At 61.5% G+C, this 23,295-nt stretch carries 20 protein-coding genes; 3 read left to right on the top strand and 17 right to left on the bottom strand.

The annotated features are described in order from the left end of the window. Positions 1–174: 174 nt before the first annotated feature. From B0G77_RS13710 to B0G77_RS44210, 4 genes are all read right to left on the bottom strand, one after another. On the bottom strand, positions 175–906 hold the full coding sequence (locus B0G77_RS13710; protein WP_133662614.1) for a response regulator transcription factor: 732 nt from the start codon (positions 904–906) through the stop codon (positions 175–177). 569 nt (positions 907–1,475) lie between these two features. Then, a complete protein-coding gene (locus tag B0G77_RS13705; RefSeq protein ID WP_133662613.1) occupies positions 1,476–2,225 on the bottom strand; it encodes a response regulator transcription factor in 750 nt (249 codons plus the stop codon). Positions 2,226–2,811: 586 nt separating this feature from the next. After that, a complete protein-coding gene (locus tag B0G77_RS13700) occupies positions 2,812–5,868 on the bottom strand; it encodes an ATP-binding protein (protein WP_133662612.1) in 3,057 nt (1,018 codons plus the stop codon). A gap of 182 nt (positions 5,869–6,050) precedes the next feature. Further along, a complete protein-coding gene (locus tag B0G77_RS44210; RefSeq protein ID WP_243750992.1) occupies positions 6,051–6,239 on the bottom strand; it encodes a hypothetical protein in 189 nt (62 codons plus the stop codon). Between B0G77_RS44210 and B0G77_RS13695 the strand changes: the two genes are divergently transcribed. Next, a complete protein-coding gene (locus B0G77_RS13695; RefSeq protein ID WP_243750991.1) occupies positions 6,238–6,996 on the top strand; it encodes a methyltransferase in 759 nt (252 codons plus the stop codon). The genes B0G77_RS44210 and B0G77_RS13695 overlap by 2 nt on opposite strands. A gap of 121 nt (positions 6,997–7,117) precedes the next feature. Here the strand turns inward: B0G77_RS13695 and B0G77_RS13690 are convergent, their stop codons facing one another. The 3 genes from B0G77_RS13690 to B0G77_RS13680 are packed head-to-tail and all read right to left on the bottom strand — an operon-like array spanning position 7,118 to position 9,369. Beyond that, positions 7,118–7,885, bottom strand: coding sequence for an amino acid ABC transporter ATP-binding protein (locus B0G77_RS13690; protein WP_133662610.1), 768 nt, complete (start codon positions 7,883–7,885; stop codon positions 7,118–7,120). Next, the gene (locus B0G77_RS13685; RefSeq protein WP_133662609.1) at positions 7,885–8,562 is read right to left on the bottom strand and encodes an ABC transporter permease subunit; all 678 of its coding nucleotides are present in this window, start codon (positions 8,560–8,562) and stop codon (positions 7,885–7,887) included. The genes B0G77_RS13690 and B0G77_RS13685 overlap by 1 nt, the downstream gene beginning before the upstream one ends. A gap of 27 nt (positions 8,563–8,589) precedes the next feature. Beyond that, positions 8,590–9,369, bottom strand: coding sequence for an amino acid ABC transporter substrate-binding protein (locus B0G77_RS13680; RefSeq protein WP_133662608.1), 780 nt, complete (start codon positions 9,367–9,369; stop codon positions 8,590–8,592). Between the two features lie 480 nt (positions 9,370–9,849). On the opposite strand from B0G77_RS13680, the gene B0G77_RS13670 reads away from it, so the two are divergent. Next, complete coding sequence (locus tag B0G77_RS13670) at positions 9,850–10,356, top strand: GAF domain-containing protein (protein WP_133662607.1); 507 nt, start codon at positions 9,850–9,852, stop codon at positions 10,354–10,356. A 90-nt stretch (positions 10,357–10,446) separates the two neighbouring features. On the opposite strand, the gene hydA is transcribed toward B0G77_RS13670, so the two are convergent. The 5 genes from hydA to B0G77_RS13645 form a co-directional block, all read right to left on the bottom strand. Continuing rightward, on the bottom strand, positions 10,447–11,898 hold the full coding sequence (gene hydA, locus B0G77_RS13665; protein ID WP_133662606.1) for a dihydropyrimidinase: 1,452 nt from the start codon (positions 11,896–11,898) through the stop codon (positions 10,447–10,449). Between the two features lie 89 nt (positions 11,899–11,987). After that, positions 11,988–13,499, bottom strand: a complete 1,512-nt coding sequence (locus B0G77_RS13660; protein ID WP_133662605.1) for an NCS1 family nucleobase:cation symporter-1 — start codon at positions 13,497–13,499, stop codon at positions 11,988–11,990. A gap of 71 nt (positions 13,500–13,570) precedes the next feature. Beyond that, the gene (preA, locus tag B0G77_RS13655) at positions 13,571–14,926 is read right to left on the bottom strand and encodes an NAD-dependent dihydropyrimidine dehydrogenase subunit PreA (protein WP_133662604.1); all 1,356 of its coding nucleotides are present in this window, start codon (positions 14,924–14,926) and stop codon (positions 13,571–13,573) included. Positions 14,927–15,043: 117 nt separating this feature from the next. Further along, positions 15,044–16,405, bottom strand: a complete 1,362-nt coding sequence (locus tag B0G77_RS13650) for an NAD(P)-dependent oxidoreductase (RefSeq protein WP_133662603.1) — start codon at positions 16,403–16,405, stop codon at positions 15,044–15,046. Between the two features lie 117 nt (positions 16,406–16,522). Further along, the gene (locus tag B0G77_RS13645) at positions 16,523–17,791 is read right to left on the bottom strand and encodes a Zn-dependent hydrolase (protein ID WP_133662602.1); all 1,269 of its coding nucleotides are present in this window, start codon (positions 17,789–17,791) and stop codon (positions 16,523–16,525) included. A 372-nt stretch (positions 17,792–18,163) separates the two neighbouring features. Between B0G77_RS13645 and B0G77_RS13640 the strand changes: the two genes are divergently transcribed. Next, on the top strand, positions 18,164–18,850 hold the full coding sequence (locus B0G77_RS13640; RefSeq protein ID WP_133664139.1) for a TetR/AcrR family transcriptional regulator: 687 nt from the start codon (positions 18,164–18,166) through the stop codon (positions 18,848–18,850). A 58-nt stretch (positions 18,851–18,908) separates the two neighbouring features. On the opposite strand, the gene B0G77_RS13635 is transcribed toward B0G77_RS13640, so the two are convergent. The 5 genes from B0G77_RS13635 to B0G77_RS13615 form a co-directional block, all read right to left on the bottom strand. Next, positions 18,909–20,210, bottom strand: a complete 1,302-nt coding sequence (locus B0G77_RS13635) for an MSMEG_0569 family flavin-dependent oxidoreductase (protein WP_133662601.1) — start codon at positions 20,208–20,210, stop codon at positions 18,909–18,911. A gap of 74 nt (positions 20,211–20,284) precedes the next feature. Then, the gene (locus B0G77_RS13630; RefSeq protein ID WP_133662600.1) at positions 20,285–20,569 is read right to left on the bottom strand and encodes an MSMEG_0570 family nitrogen starvation response protein; all 285 of its coding nucleotides are present in this window, start codon (positions 20,567–20,569) and stop codon (positions 20,285–20,287) included. 9 nt (positions 20,570–20,578) lie between these two features. Next, entirely contained in the window at positions 20,579–21,754 is a 1,176-nt protein-coding gene (locus tag B0G77_RS13625) for an MSMEG_0565 family glycosyltransferase (RefSeq protein WP_133662599.1), read from the bottom strand. Then, positions 21,751–22,737: a sll0787 family AIR synthase-like protein gene (locus B0G77_RS13620; protein ID WP_133662598.1), complete on the bottom strand. Its 987-nt coding sequence runs from the start codon at positions 22,735–22,737 to the stop codon at positions 21,751–21,753. The genes B0G77_RS13625 and B0G77_RS13620 overlap by 4 nt, the downstream gene beginning before the upstream one ends. Continuing rightward, on the bottom strand, positions 22,734–23,294 hold the full coding sequence (locus B0G77_RS13615; protein WP_133662597.1) for an MSMEG_0567/Sll0786 family nitrogen starvation N-acetyltransferase: 561 nt from the start codon (positions 23,292–23,294) through the stop codon (positions 22,734–22,736). The genes B0G77_RS13620 and B0G77_RS13615 overlap by 4 nt, the downstream gene beginning before the upstream one ends. Position 23,295 lies beyond the last annotated feature (1 nt).

The following is a 23,295-nucleotide window of genomic DNA, read 5'->3' as shown; positions in this document are numbered from 1 at the left end:
GGATTGAAATCATGGCTTCTTTCACATCGCGAGTCGCTTCATATATGCGTCCCCGCAATGTCGAAAACAGATGTTGCGGAAGCGGTGGAAAATCGCATGATGACCACTTGCCGACAGGGCTGGCCATCTCGCATGTGAGTATGCAGTCAAAGCTGCATCGGTTGTTGGGGCGAATCAGCTTTTCGAGGCACCAGGGGGCATGCCCCCCTCCGGCAGAGGCATATCGGGTTCGCCGCCTGACGTGCGCTCGGACGAAGACACCATGCCGTTCTCCATCGCGTAGCGCAGCAGATCGACGTCCCGGTCAATGCCGAGCTTTTCCATCGCCTTCGACTTTTGCGAGCTGATCGTCTTCTTGCTACGACACAGCCGGTCTGCAATCTCATTGACAGTCAAACCAGATGTAAACAGGCGCACAACTTCAGATTCACGCTGGCTGAGAACGTCCGTCGAGCCGCGGCCACGACGATTCCAGTCGATCGACTGAACGATCTCATCGACTCTCGGTGAGTAGTATCTGCCACCGCTATAGGCGGTATGTACAGCAGGAATAAGGTGGCTGACAGCATCGGATTTGCTGACGATGCACAATATGCCTTGCCTCACGAGCGCGCGAAGCACCGCCGGATTGTCCAGCATGGTAAGCACTACGAGCTTGACAGACGGATAGCGCCGCTGGATCAGGGAAAAAAGCGCGATGCCGTCGCCGTACTCGCCCGCCGGCATCGCGTAGTCGGACACGACAACGTCGCACGGTTTTGCATCGAGCAGGGCGATCAATTCCGTCGAACTGTGCGCAGAGCCCATCAACTGGATCGTGCTGATCACCGACAACTCGTGTTCGACACCGCTGAGCATGGCCGGGTGATCGTCTGCGAGTAGAACACGGATCGTGAGAGAAGCCATACGACGTCCTCTATGCCGCGTGAGGCATGTGAAGGGGTTACCCGGCGCTGGGGCGGCCAATCACTTTACTAATTATTTACACGCTGGCACAAACCAGCAAAACTGCCCAACCAATAAGGCCCGGCAAACGACGCGCGGGCACTCTCCGCATCGGCGCGCCGATAAGCAGATATTTCATACTACATGATAGTGACAGGCAGGGGCATCCGCCAATGTCAGTTTGCCACGGGTAGTCGATAGGCTGCGATATGCGACGGATAGCGAATGGTTGCTTTGTCCCGGCAGACGTTCAGCAGCGAACCCAGGCGTGCCGGCCAGAAGACGGCAATCCGTCCCGGCATATGACCCGTAACGGCCGCCACATCCGTGTCAGTCACTTCTCTGCAGGTAATACTCCTCCCACTCATGCAGCATCTGTTTTCTGCGCTGCGGAGACGCATACATGAAGTCGTTCATATTCGACAGAAATCTCATCTGCTCGCGTTTTGACAACGCCCCGAATTTGATCAACAGTTCGCGTATTCTCGTAATGTCATCCGTATTCATGGCTAGTCCTTAGCGCAATCTTTTTACCACCGACCTGACAAACGCAAAATGCCCTGATGAAACTGCTGGGGGGCAATCTTGTCTCCCTCCACCACCGTTAAATTATTTGGGGATATGGTGGACGACACCAGTCCGCTCTCGATCCCGTAACGCACCAGATCGGCGTCCCGCGCGATACCCAGTTTGACCATTGCTGTTGTCTTTTGCGCGCTGATCGTCTTTTTGCTGCGATGCAGTAGCGCTGCAATTTCCGTAACCGACATTCCAGACACAAAAAAACGCACCACTTCAAGTTCCCGCTTTGTTAGCGGGGAGCCAGCCGCGCTGCCCCGGACGCCAGGTTTGATCGATGCGGCGATTGTCGCCATCCGCGGTGACAAATAACGGCCATTCGAGTACGCGGTATGAACGGCCGTCGTCAGGTGTTCGACCGAATCGGCTTTGCTCAGAATGCAATGAATCCCCATATCCAGTAGCGAGCGCACGACCGCTGGACTCTCCAACATGCTCAACACTACGATTTTGAGATTCGGGTAACGCTGGCTAATCAGAGAGAAAAGCGCCAGACCGTCACCATAGTCGCCCCCGGGCATCACATAGTCTGACACCAGCACGTCGCAGGGATGATGGTCCAGAGTTGCAATAAGCGCTGTCGAGTTTTTTACAGCGTCGATCACGGAGATCGTGCAGCTCTTCTCCAGGCCATGACGCACGCCCTCGAGGATCACAGGATGATCGTCAGCGAGAACTACGCGGATCGTGAATGAGTTCATGGTTGATTTCCATAGAAGGATGCAGCTGGATAGGATGCGGGCTGGAATCATTCGGATAGCCCAATGAATCAACAGCGGGCCACGCCAGCCATCAAGCCAACGACATCGCAAGCCATCGGCTCATGCGAAGCGAGCGCATGCTTCAATCCGCACTGGGCGGCATGTACGTGAAACCATGATCGAGATCCATCACGGAAATGCCCGCCTTGGCCGCGCCTCACAGCTCGTGGGATGCGTAGCCAACATCGAGTTAGAACGACGCCTTGTCGTATCGCTTTCCCAATGTCATCTCTCTTGTCTCGATGACACCACAGAGACTTTATTCATGCGGCATCCCACCGATAATAGGCGCAGTCCTATAAAATCTTAAGAAATTGTCAAATACGCCTAGTCCAATATTTCTCAGTCAGAAATTCCGCTGATTTTCATATTTCTCTTAATGAAAGTAGACCAGGTCCCATTTTTAGGAATGGTTTGCATTCGAGTGAAAGCCGACGAAAAATCGTCCAGGAAAAGCAGGCCTGACCGCATTGCCGCGCTGACTACACGTCTTCGACCAACCGGCGATGGTCCGCAAGTACCGCAGTCACGTGTCAATCTGCGCATCGGTCGCCCGCCTTGCGAGCGCTATCCAGGCAAGCGGCTCGAAGCGGGCCAGCGCCTCACTCAGCCCGGCGGGGTCGTTGCTTCTGGCGAGCTGCTCCATCTGCTCGCAGGCGCTCGCCATCTCCGTCTCGTGAATCATGGCGAATGAGCCACGCACCGAGTGAAGGTGATCAAGCATCGTTTTCATGTCGCCCGAATTGAGGGCCTCGTGTAGCGTCGCCAGCGATTCCCCGAGCGAGCGTGTCAGCGCAACATACACCCGCTCGGGCAACGGACCCTGTGCAATGTCCTGTCTCGTCGACACGCTGCTAACGGGACGCCTGCCAGCCTCGTTGACCAGCCGACGCAGGGTCTGATCGATCGTGTCGAGCAGAGCCGGCTTGACCAGGACCGCGTCGATTCCAGCGCTCTCACATCGCGCGCGCTCCTCCGCTGCGGCATGGGCCGTAATCGCGATGATCGGCGCAATCGCCTTCTGGGCCCGCAGGCATTGCGCCAGGGTGTAGCCGTCCATCCCCGGCATGTTGAGATCCGTCATGACCGCGTCATAGTGCCGCTCGTTAAAGCACCGCAGCGCTGCGCTTCCGCTGTCAGCCACATTTGCTTCGTATCCAAGCGTCGCGAGTTGCGCCGCGAGCAGTTCGCGGTTCGAAGTCTGGTCGTCGACGATCAGGACGCGAACCGCTTGTGCGTCGTTCAGCACAGACTCCGGCCCGACAGGTTCTTCGCCGGCATGATCAGCCGGCGCGCCTGTATCAGTCCGGATTGGCAGCGTCACGACGAAGGTGCTTCCCACATCGGGCTCGCTTCTGACCAGAATCGTGCCGCCCATCAGCTCCGTTAGACGCCGGCACAGCGCAAGTCCAAGGCCGGTTCCGCCATAGCGCCGGTTGATCGTCGAATCCGCCTGCGTGAACGCATGAAACAGCTTCTCCTGCTGGGCAGGCGTCATCCCGATACCCGTGTCGATCACGCCGATAATGACCGGCGAGTCATCGACAGTATCGTCCTTGAGGTATACCTCGAGCAGCACTTCGCCAGTGCTGGTGAACTTGATAGCGTTGCTGACCAGGTTGACCGCTATCTGCCTGATTTTCGTCGGGTCGCCAAGGTAGTGCGGCGCGAGCGAGTCGTCAATGAAGCACTCGAATTCGAGTCCCTTCTCACGCGCCATCGGAGCGAAAATCGCAGCGACCTGACGGATCGTGTCGCCGAGATCAAAGCGGATTGTCTCGAGGGTCATCTGGCCAGACTCGACCTTCGAGAAGTCGAGAATGTCGTTAATGATGCCAAGCAGCGCGGTAGACGAAGACGTGATGACCTGCAACCGCTCGCTCTGCGACGCCGACAACGGCGAACGGCCAAGCAGTTCGAGATTACCCAGAATCGCATTGAGCGGCGTGCGTATTTCGTGGCTCATCATGGCCAGGAAAGCCGACTTCGCCTGATTGGCCGCATCGGCTGCTGCACGCGCTTCATTGAGCTTTCGTTCGGTGTTCTTGAGGGAAGTGATGTCGGAGAAGCTGCATAGCAGCACGTCATGCCCCTGGTATTTCGTTCGAACCAGACTGACCAACAGGTCGTCGACGCGATCGTCCTTCAGTCTGAGGGACATCTCGAGATCGGACTGCCACGCGGGTGCCTCTTTGGCGGGGTCGAAGAGGCCATGCAACTGGATATGCAATGGCGGCTCGTCCGGGTGTGTGTTCGACTCGCAGGTTCGCATCAAATCGTTCTGCAGCAGCACGTCGCCGCGCTCGAACGATAGCAGTGCAAATCCGGACGGCGCCGCGGCGACCATGGTGCGGTTCAGGTTCTCGCTTTCGAAAACCCGCTGCGAGCGCACATAGCCCGGGGTGAATATCCGGTGATCGAGCAGCAGCAGGAGTGTCCACAAGAAAGCTGTCACGAGCAGCATCGCCGCCGTGTAGCCCACGAGGCCCGGCCAAAGTTCGACCAGAATCGTGCGCCACGTAAAGCCGTAGACGAGCCTCCAGCCCGCGCTCGTCACTGGACCACTGGCAATGAAGAGACCCCTCAGATACTGGCGAGTCACTCTCGTGGATTGCGTGGCCTGCAGTTCCGCACTGAGAATCCGGTCTGTTAGCCCGCGGGCGCCGCCCGTCGGGCCAGTGTCAAGGAGGATCACCTTGCCTGCGGAGTCGATGATCATTGAGGCTTCGTCATGGCGTGCCGTGGCAAGGTCTTCGCGCAGCAAACTCACGGGAAAGTTGCGAACTACGACGAGAAATGGCCCTCCCTTCGCAAACGCGGACATCACCACTCTGAACGCGGGTTCCCCGCCAAACGGATCCGCAGCCGGCGGGAACCACACTGGATCACGGTTGGCAAACAATCTGGCCTCAACTGCCGGGTCGGCCAGATCGCCAATGTCGGGCGCGATGCGGCGGACGAGCTCATCGACACTCTCCACACCATTCCATTTGAGCGGGTCGCCGACCTCTGGGGCCGGAAAGATGCCAATGAGCCGATGATCAGGCGTATACGCATATCCTGAAGCACCAACGGGCTGTACCTTGGCGAAGGCGCCAAGGCGGTAGTTCAGCTCGCGCGCAAGCGCCAGATACCGGGCAACTTCCGGGTCAGGCGGCTGCTGGTTAATATCGCCCAATACCATCACCGCGCCGAACCTCGGGCTCTGTTGCACCATCAAACGTCCATGTTGTGCGGCAAACCTGTCGAGAAGCCAGTCTGGCGCGGCGAGTTCAGCAACCCAGATCTCTTCCGAGTGCAGAACATAAGCCCGTATCAGGGTTTCGCGTTCGAGGAACTCCTGTTGCAGGCGCGTCCTCCGGACGGCGAAGTCGGTGTAGCGGTGCTCGATGTAGTCGTTGACCATCGAATACAGCAAAACGCCGGTAAGCAGCGCGATGATCAACGAAATCGCAATGCCAGCGCTGTAGAAAAACGTGCGCTGATAGCGACTCAGAACACTGGGCTCGTGATCTCCCGGCTCGCCTTCGGGCGCCCGAAGCGCACCGTCTTGCTCATTGGATTTCCTGATCTGCGATGGCATGATTGCCTTGCATCCAGAGGAAAAAGGGAAGGGCTTTCAGCATAATAGGGCTATTCTCATCGTTCTGTCGCGGTACGCGTTTCGGCTGTCGCGGCCTTGTATTGAGACGAACGGCATCTTCCACCCTGTCCCTGCGGCCAGGCCTGCCGCAGGCCAGTTGCAAGCGCTCGCGTGGCGCGCGGCTACCTCGCTCGCGAGATGCCTTCGATCAGGCCGGTGATGCCGGCAATCTGCCCCGAGCGCTGGATGCAAAACCAGGATTCATTTACACGAAACATGACCGCCTTCTCCACACCCATGCTCCGCGCGATGCAGTCCACGATCGCAGCCCTTTGCACAGCGGTTCTGCTCGCAGCCTGCGCCTCGCCCATGCCAGACACCAACGCGCTGGCCGCTGCGGTGGCGAACCCCCAACGCACCGACAAGGCGAGCGCGCGCGACGTCTACCGCCATCCACGGGAGACGCTCCAGTTTTTCGCAGTCGAGCCTTCGCAAACCGTGCTCGAAATCGCGCCGGGCGGCGGCTGGTATACGGACATCCTCGCGCCCTACCTGCATGACCACGGCACGCTGTACGAAGCGCAATATCAAAGCCCGTCGCCGGCGGCCGCACAAGAAGAAAAGGCCGATCGCGAGGCGTTCAAACGCAAGCTCGCGGCAACGCCAGCGATCTTCGGTAACGTGGTTGACGGCACGCTGCATGCCGGTCAATTCAGCGGCTTTCCGTCGAATGGCAACATCGACCGCGTGCTCACGTTCCGCAACATCCACAACTGGATCGAGGACGGCCAGCTCGACGCCAACCTGCGCGCCTTCTACGCGGCGCTCAAGCCGGGTGGTGTGCTGGGTGTCGAGGAGCATCGCGCGCCGCCGGGCACGCCGGTGCAAAAGATGATCGAGACCGGCTACGTCACCGAGGCCTACGTGATCGAACGCGTACAGGCCGCCGGCTTCGTGCTCGCCGGACGCAGCGAAGTGAACAGCAATCCACGCGACAGCAAGGATTACCCGAACGGCGTCTGGTCGCTACCGCCAACGTACCGCGGTGGCGACGTGGACCGCTCACGTTATGCCGCGATCGGCGAGTCCGACCGGATGACGCTGAAGTTCGTGAAGCCGTTGAATTAAGCATCGCGGCCTGCGTCAGTCCGCTCGCAAACGAGACGCTGGCATGTCAGCGTTCGTGCAGCCCCGAGCGCCCCGCGACGACGAACCGTGCATGCAGGCACGCTCCGCGCATCGTGTCCGGCTAATCCTCCCAGTCGTCCGGCAGCGTTTGCGTGAGCGTCGAAACGAAGGTGGCCGTCTCGGGCCGCTTCGGACGGGTGAAAATATTGCGCGCCGAACCGGCCTCCACCACCGCGCCGTTGTTCAGGAACACCACGTCGCGCGCAATCGATGCCGCCAGCCGCAGATCATGCGTGGCCATTAGCATGGTCATGCCTTCCTTCGCGAGTTGCCGCAGTACATCGACCACTTCCGCCGCGAGTCCCGGATCGAGCGCCGAAGTGGGCTCGTCGCACAACAGCACCTCCGGTGAGGGCGCCAGCGCCCGCGCGATCGCCACGCGCTGCTGCTGGCCACCGGAGAGCGTCGAAGGCCAGGCATCTGCCTTGTGCGCAATGCCGACCTTGGTCAGCAACTCATGCGCCCGCTGACGGGCCCGCTCCCGGTCCCACTTCAGGACAGTAATCAGACCTTCCATCACGTTCTCGATCACCGTGCGATGCGGAAACAGCTGGAAATTCTGGAACACCATCCCGGTGCGGCGCCGGATGGCTAGCACGGCATCGCGCGAGGGCTTTACAGAGCGAGTGAATTCGATCCGTTGGTCGCCGAGTTCGAGTGCGCCCGCCTCGGGAATTTCAAGCAGATTCACACAGCGCAGCAGCGTACTCTTGCCGCTGCCCGACGGACCGATCAACGCGGTGACATTGCCCGGCGCGAGCGACAGATCGATCGAATCGAGCACACGATGATCGCCGAAGTACTTTTCGATTTTCTGTAGCTTGATCATCAGGTTCCGCCCGTGAAAAGTGCGTGGCGGCCAAAGCGTTTCTCGAGCCGCACCTGCGCCGACGACAGCACCGAACTGAACACCAGATAGATCAACGCGGCTTCGGTATACAGGATCAACGGCTCGTAGGTCACCGAGGCGATGCGCTGCGCCGCCTGGAAGATTTCCGGCACGGTCAGCACGGCCGCGAGCGACGTGTCCTTCACCAGCGCGATGAACGAATTCGCGAGCGGTGGCAACGCCACGCGCGCCGCCTGCGGCAGGATCGCGCGACGCAACGCCTGGCCGCGCGTCATCCCCATCGAATAGGCGGCTTCCCACTGGCCTTTCGGGATCGATTCGATCACGCCGCGGATCACCTCGGAATTGTAGGCGCCGACGTTCAGCGAAAAGCCGATGATGGCCGCCGTCAACGGGTCGAGCACGATCCCGACGCTCGGCAAGCCATAGAAGATCACGAACAGCTGCACAAGCAGCGGCGAGCCGCGAATCAGCCAGACATAGAAGCGCACGATCGCCACGGACCACGCGGGCCCGAACAGCCGGATCAACGCGACGACGAACGCCAGCGCGAGACCCAGCACGAATGAAACGATAGTGAGCGGGACGGTGAAAACCAGCCCCGCGTACAGCAGGGGCCCCAGCGACTCAACCATCAAATGCAGCCAGGCCGGCATGATTCAGGCTCGCTCCTTTTTGTTGTTTTACTGCGAAACGTCTTTACCGAAGTACTTGTTCGAGATCTTGTCATAGGTGCCGTCGGCCTTCATGTCGGCGAGCGCCTTGTTGATGGCAGCCTGCAACTCCGGATTGCCCTTGCGAATGAGCACCGCCGACCTGTCGCTGTCGCTGGAGGTGTCAAGCGCGACGATCTTCACTTTCGCATCAGGCTTGTGCTTCTTGAAATCGAGGAACGACAGCGAATCGTTGACCGTCGCATCGACGCGGCCCGAGGTCAGCAAATCGATCGATTCGTTGAAGCCCTGCACCGGCACGACTTCCGCGCCATGCGCCGTGGCAATCTTGCCGAAGTTGCTCGTCAGCGTGTTGGCCGATTTCTTGCCCTTCAGGTCGTCGAAGCCCTTGATCGTGTTGTTGTCCGAACGCACGATCAAGGCCGCGTGCGACGTGATGTACGGATCCGAGAAATCGTACTTGGCCTTGCGCGCGTCGGTGACCGCCACTTCGTTGATCACGGCATCGTAGCGGTTCGAGTCGAGGCCGGCAATCAGGCCGTCCCACTTGCCTTCGATGAAGTCGGCCTTCACGCCGAGACGCTTCGCGATTTCGCGGCCGATCTCGACGTCGAAGCCGGTCAGCTGGTTCGATGCATCGTGAAACGTGAACGGCGCGTACGTGCCTTCCGTGCCGATCTTGAAGGCCCCGGCGGCCTTGATCTGCGCGAGGCCATCGGCGGCGAATGCCGAGGTTACGAAGGCAGCCTGCAGCAGGCCAATCAACAGCATGGATCGAATCGATTTCATCTGGTGCTCCCAGTTGTGGTGTTTGGTATGGCGTCCGGCCCCCGCAATGCTACCGGTCCGAACGGTGCAGCGGACTGTAGCAAAGGCCCTATATTTCTACAAAGCATTTCGATGATGATGAATATTTCTCGAGGTAATAAAGAGCCTCATACATAAGTATCTGGCCAGGACAGCCGTCGTCTCCTCGAGCGACCGACGGCGGAACCGCGAACCGCGATGAACATGCCATGATTCTGCAGGCGCTCGAAGCACGCGACGAAGAGCGGGCCGAACGGATTGCCCGGGCGCACGTCGCGAAACTGATGTCGAGGATATTGCAGGAAACTGACGGCTGGTGTCAGACCAGAACCCCGGAACCTTGCCGCCGGCGCACAGGCTAACGGCAAAGGTGGGACAATCACGACCCGTGCTCGCGCTCGACGCCGCCCCTCCGGCCGCTCACGCGAGCGTCGTCGAAATGACCATGCAGGATGTACAGGTATGTTCCAGGGAACTGTCTCCACCGAGTTGCCCAAACGCGACTTCTACGACGAACTGGCCGCTCAGGCGCACGCGCTGCTCGCCGGCGAGACCAATCTCGTCGCCAATGCCGCGAATCTCTCGGCGTTGCTGTATCACACGATGCCGGATCTGAACTGGGCTGGATTCTATTTCCTCGTCGACGGCGAACTCGTGGTCGGCCCGTTTCAAGGCAAGCCCGCCTGCGTGCGCATCGCAATGGGCCGCGGCGTGTGCGGCCTGGCCGCGCAGACGCGCCGCAGCCAGCTCGTGCCCGACGTTCACGCGTTTGCCGATCACATCGCGTGCGATGCTGCGTCCCGCTCGGAACTGGTCGTGCCGCTGCTGATGCCTGATGGCACCCTGCTTGGCGTACTCGACCTCGACAGCCCGCTGCCCGCGCGCTTCACCGAAGAAGACTGCGACGGTGTTGAAGCGATCGCGTCCGTGTTTATCGCGACGCTCGCTTCTTCCGATACCGTTTCGTAATCGCCGCCGCTGGCTGCCGCTTCTCACGGTAGCCAGCGCCGCGCGATCGTACCGCGTGCGCCTGCCGTGTTTCATGCAATCCGCGCACGCTCAACGCGCGACGGGTTCCACCGACTTCAACCGGTTGGCCACACGCACGGCTTCGAAATAAGCGGGATTGGGCGGCCGCTTCAGATAGCGGCCCGCGCCGCGCTGCGCGCGCAGATCGCCATTGACCCACGCAAGCTGCCCCCGCGACAGCGTGTGGGTTGCGACGCCCTGCACCGTCATCCCTTCGAACACGTTGAAGTCGACATTCTGATGATGCGTCTTCACGGAGATCGTGCGCGACGCCTGCGGATCCCACACCACCAGATCCGCATCCGCGCCCACTTCGACCGCACCCTTGCGCGGATACAGGTTGAAAATCTGCGCGGCATTGGTCGATGTGACGCGGACGAACTCGTTCGGCGTCAGCCTTCCTGTGTTCACACCGTGATGCCACAGGATCGACATCCGGTCCTCCACACCGCCGCAGCCGTTGGGGATCTTCGTGAAGTCTTCGCGGCCCATCGCTTTCTGCGATGCGCAGAACACGCAGTGATCGGTGGCCGTCGTATGCAGATGGCCGCCCTGCAAGCCGCGCCAGAGCGCATCTCGGTGTTCCTTCGTGCGGAACGGCGGGCTCATCACATGCGCCGCTGCGCGGCCCCAGTCGGTATCGCGATACACCGATTCATCGATCACCAGGTGCCCCGCCAGCACTTCGGCGAACACACGCTGGCCTTCGCCATGCGCGCGGATCACGGCGTCGAGTGCGTCCTTCGCCGACACGTGCACGATATAGACAGGCACGCCGAGCACCTGGGCAATACGGATCGCCCGATTCGCCGCTTCCCCTTCCACTTCCGGCGGCCGCGACAAGGGATGCGCCTCCGGCCCCGTGAAGCCGCGCGCCAGCAGCTGACGCTGCAACTGAAACACCAGTTCGCCGTTTTCCGCGTGGACGGTCGGCAACGCACCCAGTTCGAGCGCGCGCGAAAAGCTGTTCACGAGGATCTCGTCGTCGGCCATGATCGCGTTCTTGTACGCCATAAAGTGCTTGAAGCTCGACACCCCGTGTTCATGGACCAGCGTGCCCATGTCGCGATGCACCGTCTCGTCCCACCACGTCACCGCGACATGGAAACCGTAATCCGCCGCGGCCTTTTCCGCCCAGCCGCGCCATTCGTTGAACGCACCCATCAACGGCTGGCGCGGCGATGGAATCACGAAGTCGATGATGCTCGTCGTGCCCCCCGCGAGGCCGGCCGCGGTGCCGCTATAAAAGTCGTCGCTCGCGGTCGTTCCCATGAACGGCAGTTCCATGTGCGTGTGCGGATCGATGCCGCCCGGCATCACGTATTGCCCGCCTGCATCGATCACCGTTGCGCCAACCGGTGGTTCGAGGTCCATGCCGATCTGCGCAATCGTGCCGCCTGCCGCGCTGTCATGACACAACACGTCGGCACGCCGGGTCTGGTTGGCGTCGACCACCGTACCGCCACGAATCAGGGTTGCCATGCTGCCTCCTTCTGTTGAATCTTAATGTCAGCGCAAATGCGAATGAAACGCCGTCCGATGACCGCTGTCGCTGTCGTTCCCACTGTGGTTCAGGCACGCGCGATACGCGGACTCGTGCTCTTGCCGAGCTTCATCCACACGCCGTACACAACCGCCGCAAGTGCGAGGCCGACAAACCACGCATAGGTGTACAAGGTCTTGAACAGGTCGGGCACATTCGGAAAAGCCGCCGGAAACGCCGTATTCAGAAAGCCCGGCAGATTCGGCAGCACGCCGATTGCGAGCGCGACCACCGCGGCGATATTCCAGCCCCCCGTGTACGCGTACTCGCCGTTCTCGTCGAACAGTTCACGATGATCGAGGCGCGTGCCGCGAATCAGGAAGTAATCAACCATCATGATGCCCGCTACCGGCCCGAGCAAAGCCGAATAGCCGACGAGCCACGTAAAGATATAACCGTGCGTGGTCGCGAGAATTTTCCACGGCATCATCACGATCGCGATGGTCGCGGTGATCATGCCGCCTGCCTTGTATGAGATGCCCTTCGGCCAGAGGCTCGAAAAGTCGTATGCCGGTCCGACGAGGTTCGCCGCGAGATTGCAGCACATCGTGTCGAGCGTCAGGATGATGAGCGCAATGCCCACGCCGATGCCCGTCATGCGGCTCGTCAGATCGATCGGATCCCAGATCGCCTGGCCGTAGATCACCACGGTCGCCGAAGTCACCACCACCGAGATCACCGAAAGCAGCGCCATCGGCACCGGCAGGCCGACCGCCTGGCCGACCATCTGGTCGCGCTGGGTCCGGGCGAAGCGCGTGAAGTCGGGGATGTTCAGCGCGAGCGTTGCCCAGAAGCCCACCATCGCCGTGAGGCTCGGCCAGAACGTGACCCAGAAGAGTCCTTCCCGCTTGCCGCCGGCGGCGAACTGCGACGGCGTCGACAGCATGCTTCCGACACCCCCTGCCTTCGACGTCGCCCACCAGACCAGCACGATGCACATCAGTACCTTGATCGGCGCGGACCAGCTTTCGAGCCAGCGGATCGAATCCGTTCCGTTGACGATGAAGTAGATCTGCAGCGCCCAGAACGCGAGAAAGCACGCGGCCTGACCCATCGAAATATCGATGAACGGCAGCGGGGTGCCTTGCAGCGCGTTGCCCGTCAGAATATTGAGCAGCGTATAGATGGCGCTGCCGCCAAGCCATGTCTGAATGCCGTACCAGCCGCACGCGACGATCGCCCGCAACAGCGCCGGCAGCTTGGCCCCCTGCGTGCCGAACGACGAGCGCACCAGTACCGCGTACGGAATGCCATGTTTGGCGCCAGCGTGGCCGATCAGCAGCATCGGCACGAGCACGATCAGGTTGCCCAGCAGCACCGTTGTCACCGCCTGCCACGGCGACATGCCCTGCTCAGTCAATCCGGCAGCCAGCATGTACGACGCAATGTTCATCACCATGCCGACCCACAACGCCGCGAAGTGATACCACTTCCACGTGCGTTGAGACTTGCCGGTCGGCGCGAGATCGTCGTTGTAGAGCGCGCTGCCTTGTACCGCCGGTTGCAGTAGCGAATCGCTGGTTCCCGCAGACTGATTCATCGAAGATTCTCCCATGGTCGAAAAACTGGCGCGTCGTCAACGCAACGCGTCCAGTGCCAGATGCGCATCCGTCACGCGGCGCGTGCGGGTGTGTCGGTTTCCGCGGCCGCTGTTGCTGCGGCAGTTGCTGCTGAGGGTGCTGCCGTGGCTGAGGTTGCCGTGGTTGCCGCTGCGGCCATCGGATTGTTGGGGTGCGTCGTCCAGTTCGAATAGGCGCCTGCATCGACGCGCTCCATCGTGATGCATTGATCGACCGGACACACGTGCATGCATAAATTGCACCCGACGCAGCTCTCGTCGATCACTTCGAAATGCCGCACGCCGTTCTTCTCGCGCGTAATCGCCTGGTGCGACGTGTCTTCGCACACGATGTGGCACAGGCCGCACTGGATGCACTTATCCTGATCGATGCGCGCCTTGATGTCGTAGCTGAGGTTCAGGAATTTCCAGTCGGTGACGTTCGGCACGGCACGGCCACGGATATCGTCGAGCGTCGCGTAGCGTTTTTCGTCCATCCAGTTCGACAGGCCATCCGCCATGTCGGACACGATGCGAAAGCCGTAATGCATCGCCGCGGTACACACCTGCACGCTGCCCGCGCCCAGCACGATGAACTCCGCGGCGTCGCGCCACGACGTGATGCCGCCGATCCCGGAGATCGGCAGGCCAGGTGTTTCCACATCGCGGGCAATTTCCGCGACCATGTTGAGCGCAATCGGCTTGACCGCCGGGCCGCAGTAGCCGCCGTGCGTGCCCTTGCCATCGACGGTGGGCATGGGCGCCATATCGTCGAGATCGACCGCGACGATGGAGTTGATCGTGTTGATGAGCGACACGCCGTCCGCACCGCCCTTGCAAGCGGCGCGCGAACCGAGCCGGATGTCGGTGATGTTGGGTGTGAGCTTGACGAGGCAAGGCAGGCGCGAGCCTTCCTTGACCCAGCGGGTGACCATCTCGATGTACTCCGGCACCTGGCCGATGGCCGACCCCATGCCCCGCTCGCTCATGCCGTGCGGACAACCGAAGTTGAGTTCGACCGCATCCGCGCCGGTGTCTTCGACGAGCGGCAGGATCCATTTCCAGTCACGCTCGTTGCACGGCACCATCAGCGACACGATCATCGCGCGGTCCGGCCAGTCGCGCTTGACCTGGGCGATCTCGCGCAGATTGACGTCGAGCGGGCGGTCGGTGATGAGTTCGATGTTGTTCAGACCCGCCATCCGCTGTCCGTTCCACTGCACCGCGCCATAGCGGGAGCTCACGTTGACGACGTGCGGATCGAGCCCGAGCGTCTTCCAGACGACGCCGCCCCAGCCTGCTTCAAATGCGCGGTTGACGTTGTAGGCCTTGTCGGTAGGCGGCGCCGACGCCAGCCAGAAAGGATTCGGCGACGTGATGCCGGCGATTGTGCAACGAAGATCGGCCATGTTCAGCTCCGTGGGGATGTCGCTCTTTTATCTCTGTGTGCCGCTCCTGGGCGGTACGCTTCCTGAATGAGGCTGTACTGTGGCGCGCCATAACGCGCCAGGCGGTACCTGGCCGCACTACGCGGCACGCACCGCCGTACGCGCGAAAACCCGATCGATCGACGCCGCCGCAAGCTTGCCGTCCTCCACCGCCTGCACAGTCAGGTCGAGGCCGGTCGCCGCGCAGTCGCCGCCTGCCCAGACGCCTTTCAACGAGGTCCGGCGCTCGTCGTCGACCTCGATGCGCGAACCATCCGTCGTCAGGATGTCGGCATCGAGCCCTGTCGCGACGAGTGTCTGGCCGATTGCCTTGAGCACCATGTCGGCTTCCAAGGTGAAGCGCTCGCCAGTGCCGACAAGACGTCCTGCCTCCTCTTTCGTGCGCTCGAACTCGACGCCCGTGACGCACGTACCATCGCGATTGAGCTTGAGCGGTTGCGCGTAGAGCACGATCGAAACGCCCTGCGTTTGCGCAAATTCGCGCTCCGCCCACGTCGCGCTCATCGCATCGACGCCGCGTCGGTAGACCATCGTCACGCTTTGCGCGCCGAGCTTGCTGCTTTGCACGGCGGCATCGATCGCGGTGTTGCCGCCGCCGATCACCACCACGCGGCGCCCGACAGGCAGCGTCGAAAGATCGTCCGCCGCGCGCAGGCGCGCAATAAAATCGACCGCGTTGTGCACGTTCCCGAGCGCTTCACCTTCGATCTGCAATGCCTTCACGCCGGCCAGTCCAATCGCGAGAAACACCGCATCGTGTTGCTGACGCAGTTCGTCGAGGCTCACATCGCGCCCGAGCATGACGCCTGTCTTCAACGCGATGCCGCCCACGGAGAGCAGCCAGTCCACTTCGCGCTGTGCGAAATCGTCGACGGTCTTGTAGGCGGCGATACCGTATTCGTTGAGGCCGCCAGCCTTGGGATGCGCGTCGAAAAGCGTCACGCGATGCCCCATCAGCGCAAGACGATGCGCACACGCGAGCCCCGCCGGCCCCGCGCCGACGACGGCCACATGACACCCCGAATCCGCCGCGCGCCTGAACAAGGTCTCGCCGCGCGCCATCGCCCAATCCGTCGCATGACGCTGCAATGCGCCGATCGCAACGGGCTTCTCATCCTGATGGTTGCGCACGCATGCGCCTTCACAAAGAATTTCGGTCGGACAGACGCGTGCACACATGCCGCCCAGCGGATTCGCCGAGAGAATGTCGTGTGCCGCGCCTTTCAGATTGCCGTTGCCGATCTTGCGGATGAAGCCCGGAATATCGATCCGCGTCGGGCACGCGTTGACGCAGGGCGCGTCATAGCAGTAGTGGCAGCGGCTCGCCGCCACCGCCGCCGCGCCCGGATCGAGCAACGGCGCGACGTCGGCAAACTGACACGCGAGCTGATCGGCCGTCAGTCGGCCTGCGGCGACATCGCCGGTTTCTTTCGTAGCCATGCGCGTTCCTTCACGAGAAGAGAGACAGCACGAATCCAGCCGGCATCGCCTGTCGCGAAGCCGGAGCAGCGGGTCCAACAAAGCTTGCAGAAGAGCGTTTAACGCAGAATGCCGGGGCTATGAAGCAGGCTCGCACGCTCGCTCGAGCATCGCGTGCAGCAAGACATTAGCGCCCGCCTCGATCCATTCGATCGTGGCATCCTCGATTTCGTTATGACTGATCCCGTCGACGCATGGCACGAATACCATCGACGTCGGCGCGACCTGCGACAGATAACAGGCGTCGTGACCTGCGCCCGACACGATGTCGCGGCTCGGGTAGCCGAAGCGCACAGCCGCCGCACGGACCGACTCGACGCAGGCCGTGTCAAACGCGACCGGTGCGTAATAAAAGATCTGCTCGAGCTGCGTTTCAAGACCGATTTCGCCGGCAATGCACGCGACGCCCTCCCGCAACTCCGCATCCATTTCCTTCAGCACGGCATCGTCCGGATGACGGAAGTCGACTGTGAAGAACACGCGCCCCGGAATCACGTTGCGTGAGTTCGGATGCACCTGCATCATGCCGACGGTCGCGCAGCCGAACGGCGCGTGATTCAGGCCGATGCGGTTGACGAGATCGACCACACGCGATGCGCCGAGCAACGCATCGCGCCGACGCGGCATGGGTGTCGGCCCTGCATGCGCCTCCTGTCCCGTCAACACGATTTCATACCAGCGCTGACCCTGCGCATCGGTCACAACCCCGATCGTCTTGTGCTCCGCTTCGAGAATCGGCCCCTGTTCGATGTGCAGTTCGAACGCCGCGTGAATCGGTCGTCCACCGCATGGAACATCGCCCGCGTAGCCGATACGCCTGAGCTCCTCGCCGATCGTCTTGCCGTCGACGTCCTTTCGCGACAGACCATATTCCAGGGTAAACACACCTGCGAACACACCGGAGGCGACCATCGCCGGAGCAAAACGTGAGCCCTCCTCGTTGGTCCAGATCACAACTTCCACCGGGTGCTCGGTTTCAATCCCGTGATCATTCAGGCTGCGGATCACTTCGAGCCCGCCCAGCACGCCGTAGATGCCGTCGAACCGGCCACCCGTGGGCTGGGAATCGGCGTGCGAGCCGGTCATCACCGGTAACGCCGCCGCATTGCGGCCTGCGCGGCGCATGAACACATTGCCCATCTGATCGATGCTGACCGTGCACCCTGCTTCCTTCGCCCAGCTCACGATCAGGTCACGCCCTTCCCGGTCGAGATCGGTCAAGGCAAGCCGGCACACACCACCCTTCGGCGTCGCGCCGATCTTCGCCATCGTCATCAGGCTGTCCCACAGACGTTGACCGTTCACCTTGATCGACACGTCGAGTCCTTTGTCCGTCACTGCGTTCATCAGTCTCTCTCCTCACGCGAATCGGGCTATCCATACACACACGCAGGACAACGTGGCGCAGATGCGGTGCACGGACGACATGTTTTGGGGCGTGGCGCCCGTGGCCGGTGCATACCACTTACGCCGGCGCCCGGTCGTCGATACGGTTCGATTGCCTGCTTCACCAATCCTGTCCGATTGGACAGGTTGTAGACGATTAATAAAGATATTTCAATGACTTCCGTATGAGCGAAAAGCGTGCCATTGCACCGCAACATGCGTGCGGTACGCCGCATTCGGTGGATGAGACAGGCCGTGCGTCGCGTGCCGCAATACGACTACAATGAGGCGCGACGCGGCGACTGAGGGCTCCTGAGCCAGGCGAGGCCGATGATGAAAGACGACGATACGCCGGTCATAGCCGGCGCAAACGAAGAAACGACGAAGCCAATGCGGCGGCGCAAGGCCCACATTCGCAACACGAACGAGGCGCATCTGCTGGCGTGCGCCGAGGCGGTATTCGCGGAACGCGGGCTCGAAGGCACCAGCACTGCGATGATCGCGGAACGCGCAGGCTTACCGAAAGCCAACCTGCATTACTACTTCCCGACCAAGCTCGATCTTTACCGGCGCGTGCTCGACGATATCTTCGAGGAGTGGTATCGCGCCGCTGATACGTTCGACTGCAGCGACGATCCCGTCGCAGCGATTGGCGGCTATGTACGCGCAAAGATGGAGTTGTCGCGCCGGCGTCCGCTCGGCTCGAAGGTATGGGCGAACGAGATCATTCACGGCGCAACGCACATGCAGGACATCCTGGCGGGACGCGTGAAGCCGTGGATGGAAACGCGTGTCGTCGTGATCAACGACTGGATTGCGCGAGGCCTGCTCGCCCCGCTCGACGCCCGCACTTTTCTCTTCATGATCTGGGCACTGACCCAGCACTACGCGGACTTCGACGCGCAGATCGAAGCGCTCGCGGGCAAGCGCGCGCTGTCGAAAAAGGCCTTCGACGTCGCGACCGAAGAAGTCGTCGCGCTCGTGATTCGCGCGTGCGGAGCGAAGACGGCGAGCGCGTAAGCAGAACGCGCAGCGCCCACACCACCCACCGATCGATTGATACGATTCGATGCGCGGTTCAGGCTGCGACCGTGTCCACGCACATCGTTCGCTTGCGTCGATGCGCGAGCACCGCCTGCACGACATGATCGGCATCGCGCGCAATGCCGGAAAAGCGCCCCGATCCCCAGGTATGCAGCCACGGCAGCCCGACAAAATATAGACCGCCGAGCGGTGTCACTCCGCGCACGTGCGCCGGATAGCCCCGCCCGTTGAAGACCGGCGCATCGATCCAGCTGAAGTCCGGCGTAAAACCGATACACCAGATGATCGCAGCGATGCCGCTTGTGGCCATATCGAGCGTCGTGCGCTCGGCTGCGGGCCGCCACATCGCTTCATACGCGCTACCCGCCGGCGCATCGATACCGCTGCGGTTGATGAATGCGTCGATACTGGCGTTGATGCTGTTGTACGTGCGGTCTGCATCGTCGAGATTGATTGCGAGGTTCGGTGCGAAATGCAGCACGCCCCGCTGCAGGTCTTCAAGGCGACCATACAGTTCCATGCCTTCGGAAGCGAATTTGCGCAGATCGATATCGCGTCCGCCGTCGCGTCCGGTGACATAGTGATTGGTATTGTCACGCACACCTTCGCGTAGTGGATGTTTTTCCACCGGCATGTCGTAGTACTGCATGTCCGCGAGCCAGTCGACCACATCGCGTCCTCGATAAAAGCGCGCACAGCGCGGCGCTTCGCCAACGGCGAGCACCACCTTGCGTCCCGCGAGGTGCAGGTCCTCGGCGATCTGCGCACCGGACTGGCCGGAGCCGACCACCAGCACCACCCCATCGGGCAATGTCTCGGGATTGCGATATTCGGACGACTGCATCTGCACGATATGCGACGGCAGGCGCTCGGCCATACGCGGCACGATCGGCGTGTGATAGCCGCCCGAAGCCACCACCACCTGATCGGCGATGAAGTCGCCCTGTGTCGTCGAGACGCCATAGCGGCCGTCTTCCAGACGCCTCACGCGTTTGACTTCGGTGTTCTCGATCACGGGCGCGTTCACCATTGCGATGAAGCCATCGAGATACGCGATGATTTCATCCTTCTTCATGAATCCATGTGGATCGTCGCCGCGGTACGGATGGCCTGGCAACGCGCATTGCCAGTTCGGAGTCACGAGACAAAACGCATCCCAGCGCTGGTGGCGCCATGTGTGCGTCACCGTGTTTTTCTCGATGACCAGATGATCGATGCCGTGCTGCGCCAGGTAGTAGCTGACCGACAGCCCCGCCTGCCCGCCGCCCACGACAATCACGCTGTAGTGCCCGTTGGTGGCGGGCTGAGAAGCCAGGTGGTGTTTCGTCTTCGACATGATGCGTCCTTGCATTCGGGAATGCCCGCCTTGCATGTGCGATACATCCGCCAGGGCGGGCCGGGTTTAACGTTTCAACTGAACTCGATGACCTTGACCGTCGCGTCGGGCCTATCGTCGAACCGTGCCGCATCGCGTTCGATCTGCTCAAGCTGGTCCATGGCCGCCGAGCAGGCATAGCCGTACTTCTGCCGCACGCGTTCGGACGCAATGCCCAAGGCCTGACGCGAGCGGTCGACGAAATCGTTGAGCGGGTACTCCGTGCCTGGGACGAAGAAATCGCTGATGACTTGCGACGGCGAATAGCAGTTCGCTTCGTTGCCATCGGGCCATCGAATCCGGAAGTGCATGACAGGCATGAGCGCTCCTTAGAGAATCGCCAGAGATTGTTTCGACAGATAGCTGAGATAGACGTCGACGTGACGGCGCGCGCTCGCGTCCCAGCTGAAACGCGCGAGCAGCGCAGGCACAGCGCGAGCGAAGTCGGCCTTGAAGCTGCCGTCGATCGTGCGCATCAGCGCCGACGCCATCGAATGGGCGTCGGTCGGCGTTGCCCAGCAGGCGGTGCTGTCGTCGAGGTATTCGTTGAACGGCGCGATGTCCGATACAACCACGGGCGTACGGCACGCAAGCGCTTCCAGCACGACCAGTCCGAAGCCTTCGTGCAGAGACACCATCGCCAGCACATCCGAACTTCTAAAAAGCGCGGGCATTGCAGAGTCGCTGAGCGGGCCTGTCACAACGATGTTTTCGTACGGTCCTGTCGAAAGCCGATGCTCCTCTGCTCGCTGGATGAAACGATCGGCATACGCGTTGTGATCGAGCAGGCTGGCGCCACCTGCAATCACGAGTTGCGCGCGCGACAGCTTCCTGTGCACAAGAGCGAATGCGTCTAGCAGCCCAAGCGTGTTTTTGCGCGCTTCTATGCCGCCCACCGCCAGAACGACCGGCGAACCATCAACGCCTATGCGCGTGCACGTGGCGTCGTCAGCCTCGCCGGAAACGTCCGGGCAAAAGCGCGTGGTATCGACACCATTCGGTACGGTCACCGCATCGATTCCATACGTGCGCTGCATTTCCGCAGTCCACGTGTCGCTGACGCACAGCACGCTATCCGCATCGCGATACGCGCGCACCTGCCACGCGGCCAGACGCGGATTGTCGAAGTGATCCAGGTGGTGAACGGTGCGCACAAATCCCTCGATCCCCCCCTCCTCTTTCAGCTCCGCGAGCGCGTTTCCGCTGATACTGTCCTGCGCATGCAGCACATCAAATGACGACGAATCGCGCAGCGCTTCCTTCAAGGCGCGAATGCGCGCATCGACCATCTCGACCGTATTTGCCTGGGAACCCGTAACCCGCGCGAGAACAACGCGGCATGGAGGCTCACGAAACAACATTTCTCCGGCTGCGGCGGGCGCGAATACCGTGACGTCGTGGCCGTGTGCCGTCAACGCGTTTGCCAGTTCCAGCGTATGCACGACACCGCCACGCGGATTGACTGAATGCGTCAGCAACGCGATGTGAAGCGAACTGAGGTTCATCGCCTGCCTCCTTGGGGCGTGAGGATAAAGGGCTCACGCCCGAAATCCCAAAGCACGGCAGCATCGTCTCCACGATGCACGATGACTTCACACGATTCGTCGACCGTGCCGATCACCGCGCACGCAAGCGAGCGCGCGGCAAAGCGCTCCTGCACCTGCGCGACATGGTGCTCTCGCACAGAGAGCAGATAGCCGAAACTCGGAAACGCCGTCACCCAGCGGGCGAGCGCGACATCTTCCGGCTTTGGTATGCGGTCGACATCGATTCGCGCACCCATGCGGGAACATTCGAGCAGCATCAACGCGGTGCCGAGCGTACCGGCCATGCTGATGTCCTTGGCGGCATCGCACAGACCGCTTTCCGCCAGTTCGGGCAGTAGTTCCAGATCCGCACGCAGACGCGTCGCCGGTGCACCCACCGACGCATTCCAGAACGGATACGGTTCCTCGAACCTGCCACGCAGGTCGACTGCCATCATCAGGCGATCGCCCGGCTTCGCGTTGAAGCTGGACAGCAACGCACTGGCGCGCCCCAGTATCGACACGGCCAGTTGCGCCTGATCGCTGCGCGTATTCGTGTGCCCACCGACAACCGGCACGCCATACGCCACCGATGCAGCCGCCATACCCGCCAGGACCTGCCCTGCCGCGCCGATGCCGTCGCTCCACAGCGCATCGACGACAGCAATCGGTCTACCGCCCATCGCATAGATATCGCTGACGTTGACCATCACGCCGCTATAGCCGGCGAACCAGGGCATCGCCTCGACGAAATCGCTGACCATGCCTTCGATCGCGAACAGCAGATATCCGTCGCCATCGGCGATGGCCGCGCAATCGTCACCCACGGCGACTGCCTGTTTCAGATCGTCGGCGCCGCCTGGCAAGCCCCGCGCAAGCGAAGACAGCACATCGACGATATCGGTCTTGTGCATGAAGCCGCGGCTCTCCCGCAGGCTGGCGACAAGTTCGGCGACGCTCACGACGCGCTCCGCGAGTGCGTCACGAAACCACTGCGCGGCGTCGCACAGGGCGGATAGTGATCGAGCTGCGCCTGCATCAAATGATGGGGACGTCCAAGCAGCATCTCTTCGGCCAGCACATCCCAGTGCAGCGCGCGAAAGAGCGGCACGTTCTGGCTCTGCACGTGAGCGAGGAAGGTCTCGCAACCGAGCGCGTGCGCACTGCTGACCGCAAGCCGGATCAACGTCGCACCGATCTTGCCGTGCCTTCGGTACGCCGCATGCACCGCCAGCCGCGAACCGAACCAGACGCCCTGTTCATCTTCATGAATGCGCACCGTGCCGACCACCTGCTCCGGCATCCCCGCGATACAGCTGACGGCAACCAGTTGCTGGGCGCGCTCGTCCGTCGCATCGCGGTCATCGCCGACGAAGATTCCCTGCTCGATGCAGAACACCGCGCGCCGCAGCCTGAACGCCTGATCGGCTTCCCAGGGCAAGGTCGTCCATTTGATCCGGTATTCGCTCGCCGTCCAGGCTGTCGGCAACGCGTCGAGGTCTATCGCTTCGGCCAGCATG

The organism is Paraburkholderia sp. BL10I2N1 (genome assembly GCF_004361815.1).
Taxonomy (GTDB): Bacteria; Pseudomonadota; Gammaproteobacteria; order Burkholderiales; family Burkholderiaceae; genus Paraburkholderia.
Note: the sequence above shows the minus strand (reverse complement) of the source record. Positions and strands in the feature narration are given on the sequence as shown.